Annotated in this window: 24 protein-coding genes and 2 riboswitches; of the genes, 13 read left to right on the top strand and 11 right to left on the bottom strand. The window is 39.5% G+C overall.

What is annotated here, in order from left to right; all coding sequences use genetic code 11:
• Positions 1-259 precede the first annotated feature (259 nt).
• The 5 genes from H625_RS0107960 to ribD are packed head-to-tail and all read right to left on the bottom strand — an operon-like array spanning position 260 to position 4,038.
• A complete protein-coding gene (locus H625_RS0107960) occupies positions 260-736 on the bottom strand; it encodes a nucleoside deaminase (RefSeq protein WP_026859459.1) in 477 nt (158 codons plus the stop codon).
• A 17-nt stretch (positions 737-753) separates the two neighbouring features.
• The gene (ribH, locus tag H625_RS0107955; RefSeq protein ID WP_026859458.1) at positions 754-1,221 is read right to left on the bottom strand and encodes a 6,7-dimethyl-8-ribityllumazine synthase; all 468 of its coding nucleotides are present in this window, start codon (positions 1,219-1,221) and stop codon (positions 754-756) included.
• A gap of 12 nt (positions 1,222-1,233) precedes the next feature.
• Positions 1,234-2,403 carry a bifunctional 3,4-dihydroxy-2-butanone-4-phosphate synthase/GTP cyclohydrolase II gene (locus H625_RS0107950; RefSeq protein ID WP_026859457.1) on the bottom strand — a complete coding sequence of 390 codons (1,170 nt, stop codon included), beginning with the start codon at positions 2,401-2,403 and terminating at the stop codon, positions 1,234-1,236.
• Entirely contained in the window at positions 2,396-3,010 is a 615-nt protein-coding gene (locus H625_RS0107945) for a riboflavin synthase (RefSeq protein WP_026859456.1), read from the bottom strand. Before H625_RS0107945 ends, H625_RS0107950 begins: the two co-directional genes overlap by 8 nt.
• The gene (gene ribD, locus H625_RS12820; protein ID WP_245573121.1) at positions 2,995-4,038 is read right to left on the bottom strand and encodes a bifunctional diaminohydroxyphosphoribosylaminopyrimidine deaminase/5-amino-6-(5-phosphoribosylamino)uracil reductase RibD; all 1,044 of its coding nucleotides are present in this window, start codon (positions 4,036-4,038) and stop codon (positions 2,995-2,997) included. The genes H625_RS0107945 and ribD overlap by 16 nt, the downstream gene beginning before the upstream one ends.
• A 148-nt stretch (positions 4,039-4,186) precedes the next feature.
• A riboswitch (FMN riboswitch) is annotated at positions 4,187-4,328 on the bottom strand.
• Between the two features lie 232 nt (positions 4,329-4,560).
• Between ribD and tcuA the strand changes: the two genes are divergently transcribed.
• Complete coding sequence (gene tcuA, locus H625_RS0107935) at positions 4,561-6,057, top strand: FAD-dependent tricarballylate dehydrogenase TcuA (RefSeq protein WP_026859455.1); 1,497 nt, start codon at positions 4,561-4,563, stop codon at positions 6,055-6,057.
• A gap of 44 nt (positions 6,058-6,101) precedes the next feature.
• Here tcuA and H625_RS0107930 read toward each other — a convergent pair whose 3' ends face one another.
• Positions 6,102-6,968, bottom strand: coding sequence for a LysR family transcriptional regulator (locus H625_RS0107930; protein WP_026859454.1), 867 nt, complete (start codon positions 6,966-6,968; stop codon positions 6,102-6,104).
• Positions 6,969-7,156: 188 nt separating this feature from the next.
• Between H625_RS0107930 and H625_RS0107925 the strand changes: the two genes are divergently transcribed.
• Together H625_RS0107925 and H625_RS0107920 are read left to right on the top strand one after the other, a co-directional pair.
• Positions 7,157-8,596 carry a phosphate--AMP phosphotransferase gene (locus H625_RS0107925; protein ID WP_026859453.1) on the top strand — a complete coding sequence of 480 codons (1,440 nt, stop codon included), beginning with the start codon at positions 7,157-7,159 and terminating at the stop codon, positions 8,594-8,596.
• Between the two features lie 39 nt (positions 8,597-8,635).
• Entirely contained in the window at positions 8,636-9,364 is a 729-nt protein-coding gene (locus tag H625_RS0107920; RefSeq protein ID WP_026859452.1) for an SDR family NAD(P)-dependent oxidoreductase, read from the top strand.
• A 44-nt stretch (positions 9,365-9,408) separates the two neighbouring features.
• Here H625_RS0107920 and glnA read toward each other — a convergent pair whose 3' ends face one another.
• The 3 genes from glnA to H625_RS0107905 all read right to left on the bottom strand — a co-directional run bounded on the left by glnA (position 9,409) and on the right by H625_RS0107905 (position 12,032).
• Positions 9,409-10,743 (bottom strand): type I glutamate--ammonia ligase, encoded by a 1,335-nt coding sequence (gene glnA, locus H625_RS0107915; RefSeq protein WP_026859451.1) that lies wholly within the window; start codon positions 10,741-10,743, stop codon positions 9,409-9,411.
• A 72-nt stretch (positions 10,744-10,815) separates the two neighbouring features.
• The gene (locus tag H625_RS0107910; RefSeq protein ID WP_026859450.1) at positions 10,816-11,553 is read right to left on the bottom strand and encodes a TspO/MBR family protein; all 738 of its coding nucleotides are present in this window, start codon (positions 11,551-11,553) and stop codon (positions 10,816-10,818) included.
• 62 nt (positions 11,554-11,615) lie between these two features.
• Positions 11,616-12,032, bottom strand: coding sequence for a pyridoxamine 5'-phosphate oxidase family protein (locus H625_RS0107905; RefSeq protein ID WP_026859449.1), 417 nt, complete (start codon positions 12,030-12,032; stop codon positions 11,616-11,618).
• A 136-nt stretch (positions 12,033-12,168) separates the two neighbouring features.
• Here H625_RS0107905 and H625_RS0107900 point away from each other — a divergent pair, with 136 nt between their 5' ends.
• The 6 genes from H625_RS0107900 (at position 12,169) to gltS (ending at position 17,000) form a co-directional block, all read left to right on the top strand.
• Positions 12,169-12,432, top strand: coding sequence for a 4a-hydroxytetrahydrobiopterin dehydratase (locus H625_RS0107900; RefSeq protein ID WP_035785513.1), 264 nt, complete (start codon positions 12,169-12,171; stop codon positions 12,430-12,432).
• Positions 12,433-12,506: 74 nt separating this feature from the next.
• Positions 12,507-12,914 carry a hypothetical protein gene (locus tag H625_RS0107895; protein WP_026859447.1) on the top strand — a complete coding sequence of 136 codons (408 nt, stop codon included), beginning with the start codon at positions 12,507-12,509 and terminating at the stop codon, positions 12,912-12,914.
• An 18-nt stretch (positions 12,915-12,932) separates the two neighbouring features.
• Complete coding sequence (locus H625_RS0107890) at positions 12,933-14,426, top strand: pyruvate kinase (protein ID WP_026859446.1); 1,494 nt, start codon at positions 12,933-12,935, stop codon at positions 14,424-14,426.
• Positions 14,427-14,455: 29 nt separating this feature from the next.
• On the top strand, positions 14,456-14,842 hold the full coding sequence (locus tag H625_RS0107885) for a GtrA family protein (RefSeq protein WP_026859445.1): 387 nt from the start codon (positions 14,456-14,458) through the stop codon (positions 14,840-14,842).
• Positions 14,843-14,911: 69 nt separating this feature from the next.
• Positions 14,912-15,550: an HD domain-containing protein gene (locus tag H625_RS0107880; RefSeq protein ID WP_026859444.1), complete on the top strand. Its 639-nt coding sequence runs from the start codon at positions 14,912-14,914 to the stop codon at positions 15,548-15,550.
• Between the two features lie 247 nt (positions 15,551-15,797).
• A complete protein-coding gene (gltS, locus tag H625_RS0107875; RefSeq protein ID WP_026859443.1) occupies positions 15,798-17,000 on the top strand; it encodes a sodium/glutamate symporter in 1,203 nt (400 codons plus the stop codon).
• Positions 17,001-17,028: 28 nt separating this feature from the next.
• On the opposite strand, the gene H625_RS0107870 is transcribed toward gltS, so the two are convergent.
• Positions 17,029-17,280: a hypothetical protein gene (locus H625_RS0107870; protein WP_026859442.1), complete on the bottom strand. Its 252-nt coding sequence runs from the start codon at positions 17,278-17,280 to the stop codon at positions 17,029-17,031.
• A gap of 158 nt (positions 17,281-17,438) precedes the next feature.
• On the opposite strand from H625_RS0107870, the gene H625_RS0107865 reads away from it, so the two are divergent.
• The 4 genes from H625_RS0107865 to H625_RS0107850 all read left to right on the top strand — a co-directional run bounded on the left by H625_RS0107865 (position 17,439) and on the right by H625_RS0107850 (position 20,832).
• Positions 17,439-17,873 (top strand): 6-pyruvoyl trahydropterin synthase family protein, encoded by a 435-nt coding sequence (locus H625_RS0107865; protein ID WP_026859441.1) that lies wholly within the window; start codon positions 17,439-17,441, stop codon positions 17,871-17,873.
• Positions 17,874-17,907: 34 nt separating this feature from the next.
• A riboswitch (TPP riboswitch) is annotated at positions 17,908-17,998 on the top strand.
• 60 nt (positions 17,999-18,058) lie between these two features.
• A complete protein-coding gene (locus H625_RS0107860) occupies positions 18,059-18,640 on the top strand; it encodes an ECF transporter S component (RefSeq protein WP_026859440.1) in 582 nt (193 codons plus the stop codon).
• A gap of 1 nt (position 18,641) precedes the next feature.
• Positions 18,642-20,048, top strand: a complete 1,407-nt coding sequence (locus H625_RS0107855; RefSeq protein WP_035785510.1) for an ABC transporter ATP-binding protein — start codon at positions 18,642-18,644, stop codon at positions 20,046-20,048.
• Positions 20,041-20,832: an energy-coupling factor transporter transmembrane component T family protein gene (locus H625_RS0107850; RefSeq protein WP_026859438.1), complete on the top strand. Its 792-nt coding sequence runs from the start codon at positions 20,041-20,043 to the stop codon at positions 20,830-20,832. Before H625_RS0107855 ends, H625_RS0107850 begins: the two co-directional genes overlap by 8 nt.
• Before the next feature lie 40 nt (positions 20,833-20,872).
• Here H625_RS0107850 and H625_RS0107845 read toward each other — a convergent pair whose 3' ends face one another.
• On the bottom strand, positions 20,873-21,721 hold the full coding sequence (locus H625_RS0107845) for an SDR family oxidoreductase (RefSeq protein WP_026859437.1): 849 nt from the start codon (positions 21,719-21,721) through the stop codon (positions 20,873-20,875).
• Positions 21,722-21,834: the final 113 nt, after the last annotated feature.

The raw sequence follows: 21,834 nt of genomic DNA, 5'->3' as shown, positions 1-21,834 counted from the left end.
GGACTGGTATGATTGGGACTCATGTGTATCCGGGACTTATCGGACTGGCATGATGGAAGCTCATGTGTATCCGCGTCTTACCGGACTGGTATGATAGGAGCTCATGTGTATCCGGAAATCACAGGACTGGCATGATCGGGACTCATGTGTATCCGGGACTTACCGGACTGGCATGACAGAAGCTCATGTGTATCTGCACACTCCGACAGCCTCAAAAACTTTAAAAATGCCGGAAATCACTTAAGATTTCCGGCATTTTTTATTTATAATATTCCAGCTGCAGCTGTTTCACTTGCTGCGACAGTTCTTCATCAGGTCCATCTATTTCTGTATCGTTAATGACTTCCTCAATACTCAATCCTTTTAAGGCACTGCGTTCTGTAATACCGCGCTCTTTCTGCCATGCTCTCAGCTGTGCTGAGGAACTTACGTAAACGATGCGGCCAAGTCCTGCCAGTGCATGTGCAGATGAGCACATTGAGCAGTGTTCTCCTGAGGTGTAAACTATTGAACTTTTACGTTCTGCAGCCGATAAATTCTCAGCTGCCCATTTCGCAATTGCATATTCCGGATGCCTTGTCTGGTCTCCGTCTGCATCTCGGTTATGGTCCTCAAATAGTATTTCGCCTTCTTCTGATACGAGCAGTGAACCGAAAGGTGAGTTCCCTGTATCCAGAGCTTCCCGTGCTAATTTCACACTGCGTTTTAAGTATTTTTTATCATCTTCGGTAATCATCAAATGACCTCCTGATATTAGTTTTTAATACTTTGGATGACACTTGCCATTTCAATTGCTGTCGCAGCCGCTTCCGACCCTTTGTTGCCGACTTTCGCACCGGCCCGATCGATTGCCTGCTCGATGTTTTCTGTCGTTATAACGCCGAATATAACGGGTATGCCTGTTGACAGTCCTGCATGGCTTATACCTTTTGCTGCCTCGTTACAAACATAATCATAATGCGTCGTACTGCCGCGGATTACGCAGCCGAGCGTTATAACGCTGTCATATTTGTCCGTTTCAGCCAGTGTTTTCGCTGTTAATGGCAGCTCAAACGCGCCCGGTACATAAACTAAATCGATGTTATCATCTTTAACACCGTGTTTCAGCAAAGTTTTATGTGCACCATCTAATAAACGGCTCGTTATAAATTCATTAAATTCCGCCGTAACAATCGCTATTTTTAAATTTTCACCGTTCATTGTTTTCTGTAACTCATTCATTATTACTTCCTCCTATAATAGATGTCCCATTTTTTCTTTTTTTGTATTTAAATAATCTTCATTGTAAATATTCGCAGTCACAATATGTTCTCTCGAATGCACTTTAATTCCTTCGTTTTCCAGACCTTGAATCTTTTTTGGGTTATTGCTCAGCAGTGTCACTACATTTACATTTAAATACTTAAGCATTGCCGCTGCTTCTTCGTATGTTCTAAGGTCTGCATCAAAGCCCAGATGTTCATTCGCCGTTACTGTGTCATAGCCTTGTTCTATCAATTCATACGCTTTTAATTTATTCGTTAAACCGATACCTCGGCCTTCTTGGCGCATATATAAAACAATACCGTCTTCGTCACTCATTATCTCCAGTGCCTTATCGAGTTGCTGACCGCAGTCGCAGCGTGAACTTTTAAAAACATCGCCTGTCAGACACTCCGAATGAATACGGACATTCATATGCGGTGTAATCTCACCATGCACAAGTGCCAAATGTTCTTTCCCTTTACCATCGACAAAGTCATACATTTTAAACTCCCCGAATTTCGTCGGCAAATTAATAGTACTCTCCAGTGTAACTGCACGCTTTTTTAATATATATTCTTTTAAAGCTTCAATCGTAATCATCTTCAGCTTGTGCTGTTCTTTATAAATCTGCAAATCATCGACGCGCGCCATCGTGCCGTCGTCATTCATAATTTCACAAATCACACCTGCCGGTTTTGCACCTGTTAGTTTTGCTAAATCCACTGCAGCTTCTGTATGGCCCTGGCGTTCTATTACGCCGCCGTCTTTAGCAACAAGGGGGAAAACATGCCCCGGACGGTTAAAGGTTTTTGGTGATACATTGCTGTCTAAGAGCGCCTTTATCGTGTCGAATCGTTCGAATGCACTGATGCCTGTCGTTGAACTGAAGTGATCAATAGAAATTGTAAATGCTGTCTGATATTCATCACTGTTACGCTCTGTCATCGGTACAAGACCTGCCTGCTCAGCAATACTTTTCGAGACCGGCGTACAGATTAATCCTCTGGCATGAGTTGCCATAAAGTTAATAGCTTCTGCGTCGATAAACTCCGTTATACCGACAAGATCACCTTCATTTTCTCTGTCTTCATCGTCGACAACAATAATCAGTTTCCCCTCTTTTAAATCTATTATGGCACTGTCAATTGAATCAAACATGAGTACCACCTGCCTCCCTAAAATTAAGCAGATGATCGATATGTTTAATCATCATATCTGCTTCAATATTCACGATATCACCGATATTTTTCCGGGCGATATTTGTCTTATTCTGTGTTTCAGGAATGATATTTAAGATAAAAATATCTTCTTCAGGTTTGATATCAAATAATGTTAAACTGATGCCGTCGATTGTCACAGAACCTTTTAAGGTCATATATTTCATCAATGCCCGGCTGCACTTCACTGATATTACCAATGCATCTCCGTCATTATAAATATTCTCAATAATTCCTGTGCCGTCAACATGGCCTGACACTATGTGCCCGCCTAAGCGCTGGTCCAGTCTCATCGCACGTTCCAGGTTGAGTATATCGTCTTTTTCAATATCGGATAACGACGTTACACTGCTCGTTTCATTAACGATTTCAACGCAAAATGAGCGCTCCTGAAGCTTTGTAATGGTTAAGCATGCACCGTTAACTGCGACAGAATCGCCTATATTTAAATCATCAAAAAGAGTGTTCTGTATTTCCATTTCAGTTAATGCAGATGTTTTATTAATAGAAAGTACTGGTGAAGTTTGTTCGATTAATCCTGTAAACATGCTGGAGTCCTCCTGTAAGTAAGTTTGATGTCCGACTCGAGCTTTTCAACATGATGCAATATCAAATCCAGCTGACTCTTGGGGTCACCTTGATGGAGCTGATATTCAGAATAACCAAATATTTTCGGGGCAATGTAAATGATGAGGTCATCGAATAATTTTTCGTTTAAAAATTGAGTGTGGATGGACGAACCGCCTTCCACTAAAAGTGCTGCAATATTTTCTTCATATAATATATGAAGTATTTCAGTTAAATTATAATTTCCAAAGAAGATTTTTGCGCAGTCCTTAAACTGCACATTATCTTCGTTACTAGTAAATATAATAGGCTTATGCGGATGATTGAATATATTCATATCCTCGCGCAGTGTTTGCGAACCGAGCAGAATAACCGGCACCGGGTGTTTATCGTTTTCAGATAAACGGGTCGTTAAGTGCGGATTATCATTTAACAATGTGTGGGCACCAATCAGTATACCGTCGTGATGCTGCCTTAAATTGTGCACGTCACGCCGCGATTCATCGTTGCTGACCCAGTGGCTGTCACCATTCCTCTGTGCAATTTTACCGTCGAGGCTCATCGCGCTCTTTAATGTAATGAACGGACGCTTATTTGCCAGTTGAATATTAAACGGACGGTACAGTTCATCCACCTTATTATTATTAAGATGAATCGTTTCAATACCATGACTGTTTAACACTTTCAGTCCGTCGACTTTATCATTCGTATCCCGGTACGCGTAGTACACGCGTTTAATACCCGCTTCAATAATCGCATCGGTGCACGGCAGTGTTTTGCCATGATGAGAGCACGGTTCAAGTGTTACGTAGATGTCCGAACCAGTTGCCGATTCACTGCAGCTGTTCAATGCTGCACGCTCCGCATGAAGCTCTCCCGCTTTTAAATGCGTACCGTAGCCGATGACCCTGCCGTCTTTAACGATAACAGCACCTACCGGCGGATTTACTGCCGTTTGTCCGGCTGCCATATTGGCCATGTTAACAGCCATATTCATATATCTGTTCAAGTTTTTACCTCCTGAATAAAAAAATAGCACCGTCGAATAAACTTATCCGAAGGCGCTAAAAAATGTATGCTGAATTAACACAGTGTTTCACACAATGTTAAATAGACGTATATAAAATGAATTAAAAAGACATTTTTACGCTGCTGCATTATTCTCTCTCCCATCCAGACTTTAACTGTCGGCTTCAGACTTTAACTGAATCAGCCATACGGTATAAATACCGTACAGGTCGCGGGCTTTCTAAAAAGATTACCGCCGGTTGGGAATTACACCCTGCCCCGAAAGAATAGTATTCAGTTGAAAAACTCTTTCTAAAATATAGTACATTACTATGGTAAACGCAATGTATTGATATTTCTGACTATTAATTCGCTGCTTAATACTATGAATTTAACTGCTAATCAACTGAAGTTAAAGCATCATAGAATATTTTTATCATAATTGATTCAAAAAAGATATTTCATTTATTATCAGAAATGTTCTAATCTTAAGCTATACATCAAACACAGGGGGAAATATAAAATGACAGACTATGAATACGATTTAGTTGTAGTAGGATCCGGTAACGCAGCATTAAGTGCAGCGGTATCCGCTAGTGAAGAGAATTTAAAAGTACTTGTTGTTGAAAAGGGACCGCAGCACAAACGCGGAGGCAACTCATTCTTTACTGACGGTGCAATACGTTTTGCTTACAACAATCTTGACGGTTTAAGTAAGGTTGTAGACAACTTATCTGAAGAAGAACTAAACTCAATTGAATTACCAAAATATGCAACAGAGGATTATCACGGCGACTTAATGAACGTTACTAAAAACGAAAGCAACCCAAGTCTTGCTGAACATTTAACAGGCAAGTCATATGAAACAATTCTTTGGATGAAAGAACAGGGCGTAGAGTTCCAGTTAAATGAAAATCAATTCTTTGAAAAAGACGGAAAGAAATCATTCTGGGGCGGTCTGCCTGTTAAAACAGTCGATAAAGGTATCGGTCTTGTAAAATCATTATTCAAAAAAGCAGAAGAGAACGGTGTGGACTTCTGGTACGCATCACCTGCTGAAAAGCTTGAAAAAGCAGATGGGAAAATTACAGGGGTTCACGTAAACAGTGAAGAGCACGGTAAAGTACTTGTTAAAACTAAATCAGTCGTTCTTGCAAGCGGCGGATTTGAAGCCGATAAGAAAAAACGTATGGAGCACCTCGGCAAAGAATGGGAAAACGCAATTGTCCGCGGAAGCGAATACAACACAGGTGACGGTATCACAATGGCACTTGAAGTCGGTGCAGTAAAAGCAGGACAATATGACGGCTGTCACGCACATACTACAGACTACAACTCACCTAAAACTGGTGACTACAGCAAACCTGGTGACATCTATAAGAAATCATCATATCCATTAGGATTAATCGTTAACGTTGAAGGAGAACGTTTCGTTGACGAAGGTGCTGATTTCAGAAACTACACCTATGCAAAATACGGTAAAGAAACTCTGAAACAGACCCAGCAAAAAGCATTCCAAATCTACGACGAGCAAGTCAGAGACATGCTGAGAGTAGAGTACAATTTAGAAGAAGCAACAATGCTGAAAGCTGACACTGTAGAAGAACTTGCAGTGAAAATGGGCGTTGATAAAGAAAATTTCCTGGAGACAATTAACAGCTACAACGATGCAGTTCAGGACGGCGACTACAACCCGAGTGTGAAAGACGGTAAAACAACAGTCGGCTTATCGCCGAACAAAACAAACTGGGCGCTTAAGTTTAACGAAGGTCCTTTTTACGCTTATCCGATTACTTGCGGTATCACATTTACTTTCGGTGCAATCAAAGTAAACAACAAATCAGAAGTACTGGATGAGAATGATCAACCTATTGAAGGGTTATATGCTGCAGGCGAGATGGTCGGAGATCTTTTCTACCATAACTATCCCGGCGGTTCAGGCTTAATGTCAGGATCTGTATTCGGAAAAACTGCAGGTGACTCAGTTAAAAACTATCTTTCTACAGCAGCACAGAATTAGACATAAATTAAAAAGGAAAGCATCCCCCCGATGCTTTCCTTTTTTTATTTGATATTTCCCCACGAGCGCATATGTTCAATGAATTTTTTTACAATAACCAGATTTTCGTAGTCCTCATTGTACATTATCCATGTATCTCTTTTTATTAAAGCTCCGTCTTTCGATTCAACTTTTGATTTATACAGGTTCTCCTCTTCTTTTAAACAAATTTCAGGCACAATAGAATATCCTAAACCGCTTTTTACTAATTCCTTACACGTATCAAGACGATCTACTTCCATTTCTATACTTGCCGGCGAAGCAAATTCAGTCGTCCACCAGCGGTTAATAATCTCTTTAAGAGAAGAATCTGTTTTATAATCTATCTGCTTATATGAAGGTAATTCCTGCACATTAATTTCGTTTTGAGAAATAATATACAGCGGTTCCTGATTTAATAAATACTTCCTGCTTTGCCATTGATAATCTCTTCTAAGAATACCAATATGAACTGATGAATCGTTTAACATCTTATAAACATCTGAACTCACACCTGTTCTAACATTAAAACGTACTTCAGGATATTTATTTGAAAATGTTTTAAGCAGGTTAGGCAGAACATATTGAGCAAAGTTACTGGATACACCGATCTTCAGTGTGCCCGATATTTCTTCACTCATATTATTAATATTATCTTTAACCACCTGAAGCTGCTGCAGCATATCTTTTGCATATTTAACGAGATATTCTCCTTCAGACGTAAATTCAATACCTGTTTTCGTTTTAAAAATAAGCTCGGTTCCTATTTCTTTTTCTAAATTTTTCAAACGATAACTTAATGAAGGTTGCGAAACATATAATTTCTCAGCTGTTTTCGTAATATTCTTCTCTTCATAGAGCAATTTTAATATTTTCCAATCCTTCTGATCCATCGGACCACCCCTTTTTAATGCTTTAAAGACTATAATTCACTCTTCATGTTATCAGATTTTACTATCGCATAATGTAAAAAGTTAACAATTTGTTTATATAGTACCCAGTTTCTCCGGTTAAAGATATACTGGAATTAATAGATATTCTTTAAGTTGAATCGATATATTCAGATTGGAGATGGATAAACATGATTTCAATTGATAAAGACCTGGAATTTGAATTAGGAGAAGTCACACGCAGGACACACAATATGGGTATTCCTGTCATGATTATTATTGAAGGCGCTCCTGCATCGGGTAAATCACGGTTATCAAATGCCTTATATATGTCGCTCGATGCGAAGTATACAAACTTCGTCGCCACGCGTCCCCCGAGAGAAGCCGATTTAAGGTATCCTTTCCTTCACCGCTACTGGTATCATCTGCCGAAAGACGGCAATATTAATATTCATTTCAGAAGCTGGTACTCGCAATTAATAGAATACAAGGATTATAATATCAAGCGCAATATTAATACTGACTTCAAATTGATTGAAGAAGATATGAAGAACTTTGAAGAAACTTTAACAAACAACGGCTATGAGGTTTTAAAATTTTACATTACTACGGATAAAGAAGTCCGGGAACGTCATATTCAGAAGCTGAAAGATAACCCTATGCTGAAATGGAAAGCTGAAGAATTCCAGAGCCGCCTGCAGCACCATGACTATGATGAAGAAATGGAATACTTCCTGCAGGATGAGACAGTTTCTCCGTGGACTCAGATTGATTTTCATAACAAAGAAGATGCCGCAAATACTTTATACTCTGCGATCATTACTCGTTTAAAGAAACGTATTAAAGCTGAGCATAAAAATAAGCCAAAGACCGAAGGCAGGTTCAGCGATAACTTTAAAACTGACTTGTTCACATTTGATTTTGATAAAGAAACTATCCCAAAGCATGAATATAAAGAAATACTGCCGGATTTACAGGCAAGAATGCGTGAAATTCAATTCCAGCTCTATCAGGAGAAGATTCCGCTTGTCTTAGTTTATGAAGGAATGGACGCTGCCGGCAAAGGCGGTAACATTAAACGTACGAGAGCACTCCTTGATCCGACGGGCTATAAAAACAATGCTATTGGTGCCCCGACTGATATCGAGCTTGCCCATCATTACTTATGGCGGTTTGCGAAACGGACACCAAGAAGCGGCCACATTGGATTTTTTGACCGCAGCTGGTATGGACGGGTTCTCGTCGAACGTGTAGAAGGTTTCGCTTCACAGGATGCATGGCAGCAGGCCTATGAAGAAATCAATGATTTTGAACAGTCTCTGCATAATTCTGGAGCCATCATAATTAAATTCTTCCTTTCACTGGATAAGAATGAGCAGCTCGAACGGCTTAAAGACCGTGAGGACACGCCTGAAAAACAATGGAAGATTACAGATGAAGACTGGCGAAACCGTGAGAAATGGGATTTATACCTGGAAGCTTCTGAAGATATGATTCGTCAAACAGATACTGACTATGCACCGTGGATAGTCATACCGGCAAACGATAAGCGTTATGCTCGTATTACTGCATTGAAAACTATTATAAAAATATGTGAAGAACGTTTAGCAGATTGGAATAAAAGAGTATAATAGAATTGTTGTGACATAAAATCAAGGGGGAAAACATCAATGAAATACGTATTTTTAACAGGTACTAACAGAGGTCTAGGTGAAGCGACTGCAAAAATATTCAAAGACAGTAAAATTATCAGCATTACAAGAAGCGGTGTAGAAGAAACAGGTAATATCCATAAAGCATTTTCAGTAGATTTCAGCGATACAGATGCGATGGAACAGTTTGTGCCTGAAATCTTCAATTCTGTAGATCCAGATGAAACGGATGAAGTATATTTACTGAACGTTGCAGGTATTGTTGATCCTGTAAAAGCTGTCAGCAATTTATCATCAGATGATATGTTAACAAACTATAAAGTGAATGTGGTGGCACCAACGCTGCTTATTCAGGGATTTGTGAACCGCTTCAAGAACTTCGGCGGAGAAAAACGTATCGTTACCGTAACGAGTGGTGCGGCACGCGGTCCAGTTGAAGGATGGAGCGTGTACTGCAGTTCGAAAGCTGCAATCAATATGATTCACAGTGTACTTGATAAGGAAAACGTTCATCAGGGCAACAATATTAAGAGCTCGGTGTTCTACCCTGGCGTTATCGACACTGGAATGCAGGAAGTTATCCGTGCATCCGATATTAAAGAGTTCCCGAATGTGGACCGCTTTAAAGAATATAAGGAAACAAACAAGCTTGCCAAAGCTGAAGACGTTGCAGCAGCATTACATAAAGTAGTGACGCTGGAAGACTTCGGCAGCGAAGAAAGCTATGATGTAAAAGATTATATCTAAACAAAGAACGGGAGTAACGCATAGCGTTATTCCCGTTCTTTATATTAATACTGACTTAAATACTGTTCTTTTTCCCATGAGGTTATTTGTGCACTGTACATTTTCCATTCATAAGTCTTATTCTTTATAAAATGGTCGCATATGTGTTTACCCAGTGCTTCCTGAATGACTTCATCTGCTTTTAATGCTTTCAGTGCCGTATATAACGTTGTCGGCAGGTCTTCTACATCTTCTGCCTGACGTTCTTTTTGCGTCATCTCAAAAATATTTTCATCCACCGGTGTGGTCAGATCTTTCTGATTCTGAATACCGCTTAATCCCGCTTTTAATATTACTGCAGTCGCAAGGTACGGGTTTGCTGACGGATCCAATGATCTTACTTCCGCACGTGTACCCGCACCTCTTGTTGACGGAATTCTCAAGAGCGGTGTACGGTTACTCCCGCTCCATGCGATATAACGCGGCGCTTCAAACCCTGCGCTCAGCCGCTTATATGAATTCACCAGCGGATTACAGATTGCCGTATAGCCTCTTGCATGGTCTAGTAATCCCGCCATGAAGTATTTCATTTCTTCGCTTAGCCCATACTCATCATCTTTATCGTAAAACACGTTTTCACCATCTTTAAATAATGAGACATTATAATGCATGCCGCTCCCGGCCTCATCGTATAGAGGTTTAGGCATAAATGTAACATGCAGACCGTATTGTCTGGCTACTGTTTTTGCCACCAGTTTAAACGTCTGAATATTATCACTCGACGTTACCGCATCACTGTATTTAAAACTGATTTCATGCTGGCTGGGTCCTGCTTCATGGTGAAACATTTCTACTTCAAAATCCATTTTCTTAAGTGTTTTTGCTATTTCACGTCGGCATCTTTCACTTGTATCTGTGATCGATACATCAAAGTAACCGCTCGTGTCATTCACGATAGTAGTGGGATTATTGTCTTTGTCCAATTTAAATAAATAGAACTCAGGCTCCGGACCAAGGTTAAATGCATCGTAACCCATGTCTTCCATTTCTTTAACAATACGCTTTAAATTACTTCTCGGATCTCCTTCGAAAGGCTCGTTATTGAAGTTATGCACATCGCAAATTAATCGTGCAACTCTGCAGTTTTCTTCAGACCATGGGAAAATACTCCAAGTATTATAATCAGGCTTTAAATACATATCCGATTCTTCAACGCGGACAAACCCTTCAATAGAAGAACCATCGAACATTATTTCCCCATCCAGTGCTTCTTCCAGCTGCTCAACAGGGATTTCCACATTTTTAAGTGCACCTAATATATCAGTGAACTGTAGTTTTACATAACCAATCTTTTCTTCTTGTGCAATCTTTAAAATATCTTCCTTAGATATTTTACTCATTTAAATGACCACTCCTAAATATATTTAACACATAAATCTTCTCTTTCTTTATAAACCCGCTTACCAGCTTGGTTAAACGGGTTTTTTATTTTTATTTTTAAATAAAATTGTAATCACAGAGCAAGCTGCTAGCAGTACGCTTATAATCAGCAATGTTATATCCAAGCTTGAATACTCGCTGCTATTCTCAACATAGATGGCGTAGAGCGGCCAAATAATAACAAGCGGATATAGCCAATCTTTAAAGTAAAATGCTGTAATTAAACCGATGACGCCCGCAGCTGACAGCATAATAATTGTCCATGTTAATTCATCCAGACCAGCTATAGAATTGATATTATTATCGTTCGTCAACTGGAACACATTAACAATAGAAGCGACTGTGACCCAGGCAAAATAAACAGAATAAGGGAATCGGTCAAACCAGCTGTAATTCTGATTCGTAATTAAAATATGCATAATAATTAGTGTAATCAGCAATGCAAAAATTACAATTACTGACGCCAGTATCATTTGCTGAGTAAATACTAAAATCCATGCACTGTTGAGTAAGAAGTTAATGATTGGCCAGTATTTTAATTTGTAAGCTGGAGAATCTTCCCAAGTTTTCTGAAAGAACTGCTTAATTATCAATATAAATACCAGAATATATATTAATCCCCATATGGAAAACGCAAATCCCGCCGGCTGAATAATAGGCTGGTTACTGTCCGCAACATTTCCAACATTAGTTCCTACAAAGTAGTTCATTACTATCATTACTATAAAAGCAGCTAAATAACCTGCTGCCCATTTTTTCTGAGGACTCATTACATCACCTTCCAAAAATTATTAATTAAAATAAAAAGTGAGAGCAGGCTCCCACTTTTTATTTATAGAATCACTTCGACTGGTTCATAATCATCATTCATAATTTTAATTGCATCCGGTGTAATTTTTAATACTTTAAGATGAGGATTCTCTTTTGAATCAAAGAAGCTTTTATCCTGTTTTTCCCACAGCCAGTCAATCGTTTGCTGATCGTTAATTCGTTCAACATTCCCGTTTATTTCAACAAAAGCGTTATTATCAGTATCATTAAATCCGAGAAGCACATGTGCCTTCGGGTTTTCTCCAAGCTCATCATATTTCGGCGACTGATCATTTGTTTTCGCGTATAGTGTTAAACCGTCATTATAAAACCACATATAACGTGCATTGGGCACATTATCTTTCGCTGTTGATAAAACACCGATTTTCGATTCGTTTAAAATTTCCTCAATTCGCTCAATAGCTTTTGACTGTTCCACAATATCACCTGTCCTTGTTTATAAGTTGTTTTATATTTTTACCACAGAATCCACTGTCCCAATCATCTGAATGATTTCTTTTATGCAGACAGGGTATAAATTACATATGTACAAAATGAGCAGGAGGTAATTGATTATGGATGTTAAAGCAGAAGCAAAAAAACTCGAAGGCTGGGAATTAAAAGACGAAAAGCTCATTAAGAAATTTAAATTCGAGCGTTTCTTAGATGGTATCGAATTCGTAAATATGCTGGCTCAGCAGGCAGAGAAAGAGCAGCATCATCCCGGAATCAGAATTAATTACACGACTGTGACTGTGGTGTGGACAACGTTCTCTACAAACGAACTTAAGGAACGTGACATCGAAGGCGCAAAAGCGACAGACAAAATTTTCGGTTAAAATCATAGACTGCCTGGTATCTAATACGCCGGGCAGTCATGTTTATATCTTTATACACCTAAGGATTTGGATATATGAAATATTTAAAATCAGGAACTGTCATTGGACTTATTTCAGGCACGTTTTTATTTATCGTTTGTGCACTGATAGAATGGCTGACACAAATGGAGCTGATGACTCTGCTTTTGAATGTGGATTTTATGACGGAAATGAATATTCATACCGGCATAGAAATTCTATTCCATATGATCGTGTCAGTTATGATTGCAGTTTTACTTAAATTTATATTTGATAATTTTAAAAGATTTTATATACCAGCACTAGTGTTCAGCTGGATAGTCACGAGCCTGCTGTTTTACGCGCTTGGTTACTTAAGTGTGATGCATATCGAACTGCAGGGCTTATTAGGATTTACTGTATGGACAATTATACATCTTTGCTATTTCATTATTATTTTTTCACTTCACAAAAAAGGGTTCTAACACACTTAGGGGGACATTATGAATAAAGAAGCAGCACCGTTATTAAATGATGTAAAACAGATACGCCAGCAGGTAACTGAAGATGGAGAACAGATTCTTAGCCGCTGGCAGCAAGATAATGTAAGGGAGGAGTATGTTCAAAGTCTTAAAAATCTTGCTTATTACATGGCCTTCCGCCGCCATGACCACCGTGAAATACAAAACACTTTAATTCCCTGGGGTGTATCATCACTCGGGAGACTTGAACCTAACGTGTCCGGCAATCTGGATGCTGTAATTAAAACGCTCGGCTACATTACTGGAGAGGCAGAGAATGATACTGAGTATTTCAAGTATCCAGACTCAACTGACAGAAACAGTCTGCTCAATAAAAATACCAAAATGCTGCTGGGTGAAGGCAATGAACATCGGCACACACAAATTATGGTCACGATGCCGTCGGAAGCTGCAAAGGATTATGAGTTAGTTAAAAACCTTGTGGTGTCGGGCATGAATTCAGCCCGTATTAACTGCGCGCACGATGACTCGAATACGTGGAAACAGATGATTGAAAACATTACGAAAGCATCTGAAGAAACAAATAATCCATGCAGAATTTTAATGGATATAAGCGGACCTAAAGTCCGGATAAAAACACTTCTCACTTCTAAAAGAAATCCTAAGCTGAAAGCCGGAGAATATTTCCTGCTGTCAAACCAGGAAGCAATGCTGCTGCCGCCAAAAGTAAATGTAGCGATTAACACTTCTGTTCCTGAAGTGCTTAAAAATGTAGACATTGATCAGCTCATTAAAATTGATGACGGGCAGATTGAAGCAAGAGTAACTGAAATCGAGGACGGCGGTTTAATTTGTAAAGTGACTAGAACCTCCAAAGCGAAAGGCGTAAAAATTAAAACAGAAAAAGGTATTAACTTTCCGGATCTTGACATCAATTTAAATGTACTGACAGAGAAAGATATGAACGATCTCGATTTTGCAGCTGAGCACGCAGATATCATTGCATTTTCCTTCGTAAAAAGTGCAGATGATATAAAATATATTGAAAATACACTCCAGAAAAAACTCCCGTCAGACAAAAAGAATATGCCGATAATCGCAAAAATAGAAACGACAGAAGCCATTGAAGAAATTCCGAATATCATCGCTGAAGCGGCATCAAGAAGACCATTCGGAATTATGCTGGCACGCGGAGATCTCGCAGTTGAAATAGGGTATGAACGACTCAGCGAAATTCAGGAAGAACTACTTTGGATATGCGAGGCAGCCCATATTCCAATTATCTGGGCAACACAGGTGCTTGAATCACTGATTAAAACAGGTATCCCAACACGCTCAGAAATTTCGGATGTCGTTGCAGGCTCCCGCGCCGAGTGTATTATGCTGAATAAAGGTGATTACATCGTCGAAGGTGTGAAAACAGTAGATGATATCCTGAATAAAAGCGAGGATCATAATTATAAAAAAACAGCGATGCTCCGAGCATTGAATATTTCTAAATCAATGTTTGAATAAAGTAAACGCCTTCAGAGAGTTGTGTTTATATGCGTAAGCTTAAGGAGTTTTTTAAATACATTTTGATTGCAGCAGTCGGAGGCGCTCTTGATTTACTGCTGTTTATCCTGCTGCACACATATACAGATATACACATTCAGCTAGTAAATCTAATAAGTATGTTCACAGGCGTTACAACAAATTTTATACTGAATTACCATTTTAATTTTAAAGCAGACAGCAAATTTTTCAGACGTTATTTATCATTCCTGACAGTCGGTGCAATTGGTTTTTCAATCGTTGCACTGCTCGTTTTGATTTTCGTTCAGCATCTTGGATGGAATGCCATTATAGTAAAAATCGGTGCGACAATGCTTGCAACTGTGATTCAATATTTTTTAAATCGTTATATATCATTCCGGAGATACAGAGCATAATCAATTAACCCGGATAGTTTGAAAAATAATATTTATCTAATTACTATATGGGGGAGAAGGAGAGATAATATGATTACAGATTTAGGTAATATTAAAGTACCGGACAGTAAGATTATTACGGATGCACAAGATCTCGTTCACGAATACGGTAATGAATTAATTTGGAACCATTCTAACAGAGTATATCTATTCGGTGCTGTTAAAGGGGATCAGGATAAAGTGAAGTATGATCATGAACTATTATACATCAGCGCACTTTTCCATGATTTAGGTTTAACAAAACAGTACAGCAGTGATGATTTGCGCTTTGAAGTTGACGGTGCGAACGCAGCACGCCAGTTTTTAAACACTCATAATATCACGCCACAGCAGATTCAGCTCGTCTGGGACGCAATCGCACTTCATACTACACCGGGTGTTGCAGAGCACAAAGAGAGCGAAGTCGCACTTCTTTTCCACGGTGTCGGCATGGACGTAATGGGGGATAACTTCGATCAGTTCAGTGAAGAAATCAGAAAATCTGTCGTTCAAAAGTTTCCTAGAAAAAATTTTAAAAATGATATTATTCAAGCATTTTACGATGGAATTAAACATAAACCGGAAACAACATTTGGTAATATGAAAGAAGATGTTATCAAGCACTTCCAGCCTGACTATGCGAATGATAATTTCTGCACATGCATTCTTCATTCCAAATGGGAGAGTTAAAGGATTTAGGAACTTAACACTCAATGTAATGTATAGCGTTACAAAACTATGCCATGCGTTACAATGATTATTTAAATCCCGCCCGAGCTGCTAAAGCTCCAGCGGGATTTTTGTTTATCGGCAAAATGTATGCGTTCACAAAAACTACATAATTTACTGCAAAGATGTAAAAGTTATTGTTGGTTATTCTTCAGTTATAGATTAGAATAGGTTTTCTGATTGAATTTTAAATGATGGAGGATGGGATATGGAATTAAATTTAGTGACATCATTATTTTTAGCAGTGATAGTTTACCTCATCGGTGCTTACTTAGTTAAAAAAATACATTTTTTAGATAGATACTCTATACCGGCACCAGTTGTCGGCGGTCTGATTTTTGCAGTGTTCACATTGATAATGCACACTGCTGGTTTAGTTACGATAACTGTTGATACTTCTCTACAGTCTTTATTTATGATTATATTTTTTACAACAGTCGGTTTAGGTGCAAGTTTTAAACTTATTAAATTGGGTGGAAAACTACTTGTGATTTATTTACTTGCCGCAAGTTTTTTATCAATTGTACAAAATACTTTAGGTGTATCCATAGCAAGTCTGCTTGGTATAGATCCGCTGCTTGGTCTTATGGCTTCTTCTCCTGCGATGATCGGCGGGCACGGGGGTGCTGCGGCATTCGGTGAAACAATTGATGGATTAGGAGTACAGGGTGCGACAACTGTCGGGATTGCTGCGGCGACACTCGGCCTCATCGCCGGCGGCGTATTTGGCGGACCGGTTGCACGCTTTATGATTAACAAGCACAATCTTAAGAGTAACGAACCCAAGTTCGATGCTGGCGATTATGAAATTCCTGTTCAGAAAAAAGAAAATAAATTTACAATCGATCAATTCTTTATATACCTTGCCATTATTACATTTGCTATGGCTCTCGGCACGTATATCGGAAGTATCTTCTCCGATTTAACTGGAGTTATTTTGCCCGATTATGTAGGTGCGATGTTTGTTGCGATTGTCGTTAGAACACTTCTCGATGCTTCACAGGACAGAATATCATTTGATTTCGATACGACTGTAAACGATAAAATCGGTGCGGTTTCTTTAGGTTTATTCCTATCATTCGCATTGATGAGCATAAAACTGTGGGAACTCGCTGATCTGGCACTGCCGATTCTGCTGATTGTTTCGGTTCATGTTATCTTCATTATTTTGTATACGATGTTTATCGTCTACAGACTGCTAGGGAAGAACTATGACGCAGTCGTGATGATTAACGGTATGATCGGAAGTGGACTAGGTGCAACTCCTACAGCTATGGCTAACATGGATGCAGTTACATCTAAATTCGGTTCTTCGAAGACCGCTTACTTAATCGTACCGGTCGTTGGAGCATTCCTTATTGATATCGTTAACATTCCCGTTATCGTGTTCTTCATAAATTTATTCAGCTAAACAAAAAGCCGGGATATCCCGGCTTTTTTTATGCGTATTTATCTCCCTGTTCAGATGCCTTATCCCGTAGCTCGTAATAGTATAATACGCTTGTCATCGCACCTTCATCCACCATATTTGCATCTCTTGCCTCATCAGGCTTACCGAGATTAATAATATAGTCATCATCCGTCCATTTATTTACTGCACCTTTAATTAACTGTCCCGCTTCTGTCTTAGATGCATAAAGCACTCCTGCTGCGAGCCCTGCTCCAATAATAAACTTTGTTCGTTTACGCATGATAAATCCTCCTTAAAAGATTAGTTCGCAACTGCCTTTATTTATCTATTCCCGTTTTAGAGCATAACCTAACAACTCTTTATGATGTTTCACACATTTGATACTTACTATTATGAATGGGTATAATTAATTAAATTGATTTATAAAGAGGTAGTTATATGAATATTAACGATGTAAAGCCACCTGAAAAGTTTAAGTATTTTGAAGAACAGGTAACCATTCACAAACATTTTTCGTTTATATGCGATAACCGTATATTTTTTTCGAATACTGCTTTTAAAGATTTAAAGAATCATCATTATTCTTTCAGCATTGAGATATCTTCACCTGTTAATGCTCTTGGTCTTGCGACTGATTTTCATTTAATCGATAAAATTTATGATGAAGAAATCGGCGTTAAGCTGGATAACTGCCTGCTTAATGAAACACTGCCGGAGATGAATAAGACAGCAGAAAACATAGCTTACTGGCTGTTTGAAGAGTTTTCTGCACGTTTGCCGGAGAATGATGTACTGCTGAAAGTAACGCTGTACGAAAATCCGAAGCAGGGTGTTACGATTACTAAACAGATGACACTTCACAAATTCACATAAGTGGACTATGATAGTGATAATCAAATAATGAATTCACCACCACTGGGGGTGTCCGTACGGACTGAGATTGACCCTTATCACCTGATCTAGATCATACTAGCGTAGGGAAGTGGCATATTTTTATATGCACACCATTCCGTTAGTGGTGTGTTTTTTTGTTTGAAATTTATAACGGAGGCTTCATCATGAAAAAAGGAAACAGTTTAACACTCACTGATATTTTAATTACTGTCGTTATCGCACTCGTTTTCGCTGTTATTTATTCTTTATGGGACGGAATTTATACTATTCTACAGCCGTTCGGACTTCACTTAAATGAACTGGTTTACGGCATGTGGTTTATCGCTGCAATCGTGGCGTACTTAATTATAAGAAAACCCGGTGTTGCACTGATTGCCGAGTTTGCAGCGGCTTCAGGCGAAACGATTGTCTTGCTGCAGTTTGATGTCTCGCTGATTATGTATGGTTTAATACAGGGACTGGTTTGTGAGCTTGTATTCCTGTTCTTCAGATATAAGAGTACAAGCCTGATGGCGGCAGTTCTTGCCGGTATAGCAGCTGCTCTGTCAACGCTGCCGCTCGATTGGTATTACGGTTATCTCGGACACCTTGAAACATGGAATCTGGCATTAATGTTCTCACTCAGAATTCTCAGTGGTGCGATTGTAGCCGGCTGGCTGGGTCATTTGCTCTATAAAGCATTGAAAGAAACCGGCGTCTTAAAGTTTGTCGGTCGAAGAGCTGACAATTCACATGAAGGATTATAATATGTCTCGAGTAAATATAGAAAAATTGAATTTAAAATTTCCGGAAGCACCTGCCAAGCTTTTTAACGATTTAAATATTTATATCGAAGCAGGGGAGAAAGTACTGCTGCTCGGACCGAGCGGTTCGGGAAAAAGTACGCTGCTGAATGTCATGGGCGGATTAATTCCCAATGTTATTCATACACCGATGAAAGCTGAGATTCTCGATATTCCTGATGATAATGCTTATGTGTTTCAGGATCCTGATTCTCAGTTTACGATGCCGACTGTTGCAGAAGAACTCGCTTTTATATTAGAAAACAGAAGTATTCCAAAAGAAAATATGGAACCGATGATGCTGGATGCACTGAAGCAGACCCGACTCGATGTGCCTCTCGACTTAAATATTAATAACTTATCTGGCGGAATGAAGCAGAAGCTGTCTATCGCTTCCGCACTGCTGCAGAACCCAGATACACTGTTCCTGGATGAACCGACAAGTATGCTGGACGATGAATCCGCAGCTTCGTTGTGGAACGTTATTGAGCAGATTTGGGAAAAACGCACAGTAGTTATCGTTGAACATCGTGTTGATTATATTTGGGATAAAGTCGACCGTGTCATTCTGATGAATGGCGAAGCACAGATTATCCACGAAGGTATACCCAATGACGTTTTAAGACATCACAAAGACCTTTTAAATGAATACGGTGTCTGGCATCCGGAATCGTGGCAGAAGGCTCCTGTATACGCTCCGCTGTCACCTCAGGATGAAGTACTGCTGAAACTGAAAGACCTGCATCTTGAACGCCGGGGCATGGAGATTCTGCACGTTGATCATTTAAGTGTTGGAAAAGGGGAATGGATTACACTAGAAGGCAAAAATGGCACTGGTAAATCCAGCCTGCTGCTTGCGATTATGAAACTCATTCCGGCAGACGGCAGCATTTATTACCGGGGCAAAATAATTAAAAAGACCAAACACATTGCGGGAAATGTATATCCTGTTTTCCAAAATTCGGAACTGCAATTTATTACACATAAAGTATTCGATGAGATTTTTATCAATATGGAATCACGTTTTGACTATAACGAAGCAGTGCGCCAGACAGAGGTCATTTTAAATCAGTTCGGGCTGAATAATATTGCCCATCTGCATCCGCTTGAAATTTCCACCGGCCAGAAAAGACGCTTAAGTGTTGCAACAGCTCTCGGCGGTGTACCTGATGTGCTGCTGCTCGATGAGCCGACGTTCGGTCTCGATCAGAAATCAGCTTTTCGTATGCTCGGCATGTTTCATGAAATGGCAGTCGCAGGCACAACGATAATTATGATTACGCATGATGAGAATATTAAAGAACGCTATCCGTCGAGACGGTTGATTATTGAAAATGGAACACTTCATGAGAAGAGGACAGGTCATGCTTGAAACGATAAAGAATTACAGCACCTTTATAGATAAAGCGAATCCGCTGACGAAAATACTGCTCGCGGCAATACTTTTTGCCACAGTAATTTTTATTCATAATCCGAACGTCCTCTTTCATCTGACAATACTCATGCTCATAGCATTACTGTGCCTAAGCGGTGTTAAAATTAAATATCTCGTCATGCTGCTGATTTTCATATTTATTTCAGGGTTCATCTCAAGTCTCTATATGATATTTTACGGTGAAGGTACTGAAACACTGTTTCGCTACGGCATTATTCATATTACTGACGAAAGCTTTGTCAGGGGACTTCACATTACGATGCGCGGCGTTATTCTGTCGTTATTCGGTGCACTCGTTATATTTACGACGAAGATTACCGATGTGTTTTACGCTTTGATGATTCAGCTTAAAGTGAAACCTAAATATGCCTATTCTTTTATGGCAGCGATACGAATGGTGCCGATTATTGTCTCTGAATACTTCCAGCTGAGACAGGCGAGAAAAGTGCGCAGTGCACTGATTAACAAAAAACATATTTCTGGATTTAAAGGCCTGAAATCAACGATTGTCACATTGCTCAGCCAAAGTATCAGACGGGCATACAGACTCGGCATTGCTATGGAATCAAAAGGGTTCACAGACGGCAGCCGAACATATTATCACAGAACAACTTTCTCGAAACACGATTTATATTTACTGCTGATGATCGCTGCTGCAATATTTGCTGCCGTACAGCTTGGAGCAGTAATTTCTCCGTTCGAAAGTACTGATGCAAGATAAAAAAAGTCCGCTTAAAAATTAAGCGGACTTTTTACATTCACTATTCTGCCGGAGTTCCCGGTTCAATGTCATATGATTTCTGTACTGTTTCGTTACGTTCGCCGAGACCGTCAGTTGTTTTCTTATCCCATACAGCCTGCTGTTTTTCTTTCAGCCCTGAAACCATCTTCTCAGGAATGACGTTTCGGTACTGCTTAGTCTCACCGAGTATGACTTTAATTGCCGGTTCCGTCACTTCGTGAGGGTCGAATTGTTCACTCGGGAATGCCGTTTTACTGTAATCAAATACCGTTTCACTGAGATCTGTCTCCCAGTTTTTCCACGTTTCAAATTCACGGTCATTAAATCCGGTTAAATAAGGTCCCGGATTAATCGTTGATACTTCCACATTGAATTCCTGAAGCTCTTTACTCAATGCCAGTGCAAAGGCTTCTACAGTATGTTTGGAGCCTGAATACGGGCCGGACAGCGGATTTGTTGTAATCCCTGATACCGACGATACAAACACGATGCGTCCGCTCTTATTCTCCACCATTTTACGGGCAAATCCTTTAGTTAAGAGTATCGGTCCAAAAACATTAGCCTCGAATTGATGGCGTAGATTCTCTTCCGGTATATCAACTAATGAACCACCTTCTTTTACTGCAGCGTTATTCACCAGCACATCAATATCCCACGTCCATGCCTTCTCACGGTCTTTAGCATTTGTTACGTCCAGTTTCTCAATCTGCATCGTCACACCGCGTTCGCGCGCTTCCTGCTCTAACGCTGAGACCTGCGACATCACTTCCACCGTTGCAATCACCGGATTGCCTTTTTCCGCCAGTGCAAATGCAATATTTTTACCGAAGCCTGTTCCGGCACCTGTAATAAGAACTGTCTGAGTCATTAAATAACCCTCCTGTTAATTTGATTCATTAGACTATATACCCTGTATAAATGATTTTAATTTCAGAATAGTGATTACAAATAAATATGACGGGAATATAAATACTGTTTAAA

The organism is Jeotgalicoccus psychrophilus DSM 19085, assembly GCF_000425845.1.
Lineage (GTDB): Bacteria > Bacillota > Bacilli > Staphylococcales > Salinicoccaceae > Jeotgalicoccus > Jeotgalicoccus psychrophilus.
This window is presented reverse-complemented; position numbering and strand designations above follow the sequence as displayed.

Excerpts from the sequence above, each read along its gene's own strand:
- tcuA (WP_026859455.1), top strand. The coding sequence starts at position 4,561 with ATGACAGACTATGAATACGATTTAGTTGTAGTAGGATCCGGTAACGCA.
- H625_RS0107865 (WP_026859441.1), top strand. The coding sequence starts at position 17,439 with ATGAATATTAACGATGTAAAGCCACCTGAAAAGTTTAAGTATTTTGAA.
- gltS (WP_026859443.1), top strand. The coding sequence starts at position 15,798 with ATGGAATTAAATTTAGTGACATCATTATTTTTAGCAGTGATAGTTTAC.
- H625_RS0107920 (WP_026859452.1), top strand. The coding sequence starts at position 8,636 with ATGAAATACGTATTTTTAACAGGTACTAACAGAGGTCTAGGTGAAGCG.
- H625_RS0107910 (WP_026859450.1), bottom strand. The coding sequence starts at position 11,553 with ATGAGTCCTCAGAAAAAATGGGCAGCAGGTTATTTAGCTGCTTTTATA.
- H625_RS0107850 (WP_026859438.1), top strand. The coding sequence starts at position 20,041 with ATGCTTGAAACGATAAAGAATTACAGCACCTTTATAGATAAAGCGAAT.
- glnA (WP_026859451.1), bottom strand. The coding sequence starts at position 10,743 with ATGAGTAAAATATCTAAGGAAGATATTTTAAAGATTGCACAAGAAGAA.
- H625_RS0107895 (WP_026859447.1), top strand. The coding sequence starts at position 12,507 with ATGAAATATTTAAAATCAGGAACTGTCATTGGACTTATTTCAGGCACG.
- H625_RS0107845 (WP_026859437.1), bottom strand. The coding sequence starts at position 21,721 with ATGACTCAGACAGTTCTTATTACAGGTGCCGGAACAGGCTTCGGTAAA.
- H625_RS0107925 (WP_026859453.1), top strand. The coding sequence starts at position 7,157 with ATGATTTCAATTGATAAAGACCTGGAATTTGAATTAGGAGAAGTCACA.
- ribH (WP_026859458.1), bottom strand. The coding sequence starts at position 1,221 with ATGAATGAGTTACAGAAAACAATGAACGGTGAAAATTTAAAAATAGCG.
- H625_RS0107880 (WP_026859444.1), top strand. The coding sequence starts at position 14,912 with ATGATTACAGATTTAGGTAATATTAAAGTACCGGACAGTAAGATTATT.
- H625_RS0107950 (WP_026859457.1), bottom strand. The coding sequence starts at position 2,403 with ATGTTTGATTCAATTGACAGTGCCATAATAGATTTAAAAGAGGGGAAA.
- H625_RS0107930 (WP_026859454.1), bottom strand. The coding sequence starts at position 6,968 with ATGGATCAGAAGGATTGGAAAATATTAAAATTGCTCTATGAAGAGAAG.
- H625_RS0107860 (WP_026859440.1), top strand. The coding sequence starts at position 18,059 with ATGAAAAAAGGAAACAGTTTAACACTCACTGATATTTTAATTACTGTC.
- H625_RS0107870 (WP_026859442.1), bottom strand. The coding sequence starts at position 17,280 with ATGCGTAAACGAACAAAGTTTATTATTGGAGCAGGGCTCGCAGCAGGA.
- H625_RS0107885 (WP_026859445.1), top strand. The coding sequence starts at position 14,456 with ATGCGTAAGCTTAAGGAGTTTTTTAAATACATTTTGATTGCAGCAGTC.
- H625_RS0107900 (WP_035785513.1), top strand. The coding sequence starts at position 12,169 with ATGGATGTTAAAGCAGAAGCAAAAAAACTCGAAGGCTGGGAATTAAAA.
- H625_RS0107855 (WP_035785510.1), top strand. The coding sequence starts at position 18,642 with ATGTCTCGAGTAAATATAGAAAAATTGAATTTAAAATTTCCGGAAGCA.
- H625_RS0107960 (WP_026859459.1), bottom strand. The coding sequence starts at position 736 with ATGATTACCGAAGATGATAAAAAATACTTAAAACGCAGTGTGAAATTA.
- H625_RS0107945 (WP_026859456.1), bottom strand. The coding sequence starts at position 3,010 with ATGTTTACAGGATTAATCGAACAAACTTCACCAGTACTTTCTATTAAT.
- H625_RS0107890 (WP_026859446.1), top strand. The coding sequence starts at position 12,933 with ATGAATAAAGAAGCAGCACCGTTATTAAATGATGTAAAACAGATACGC.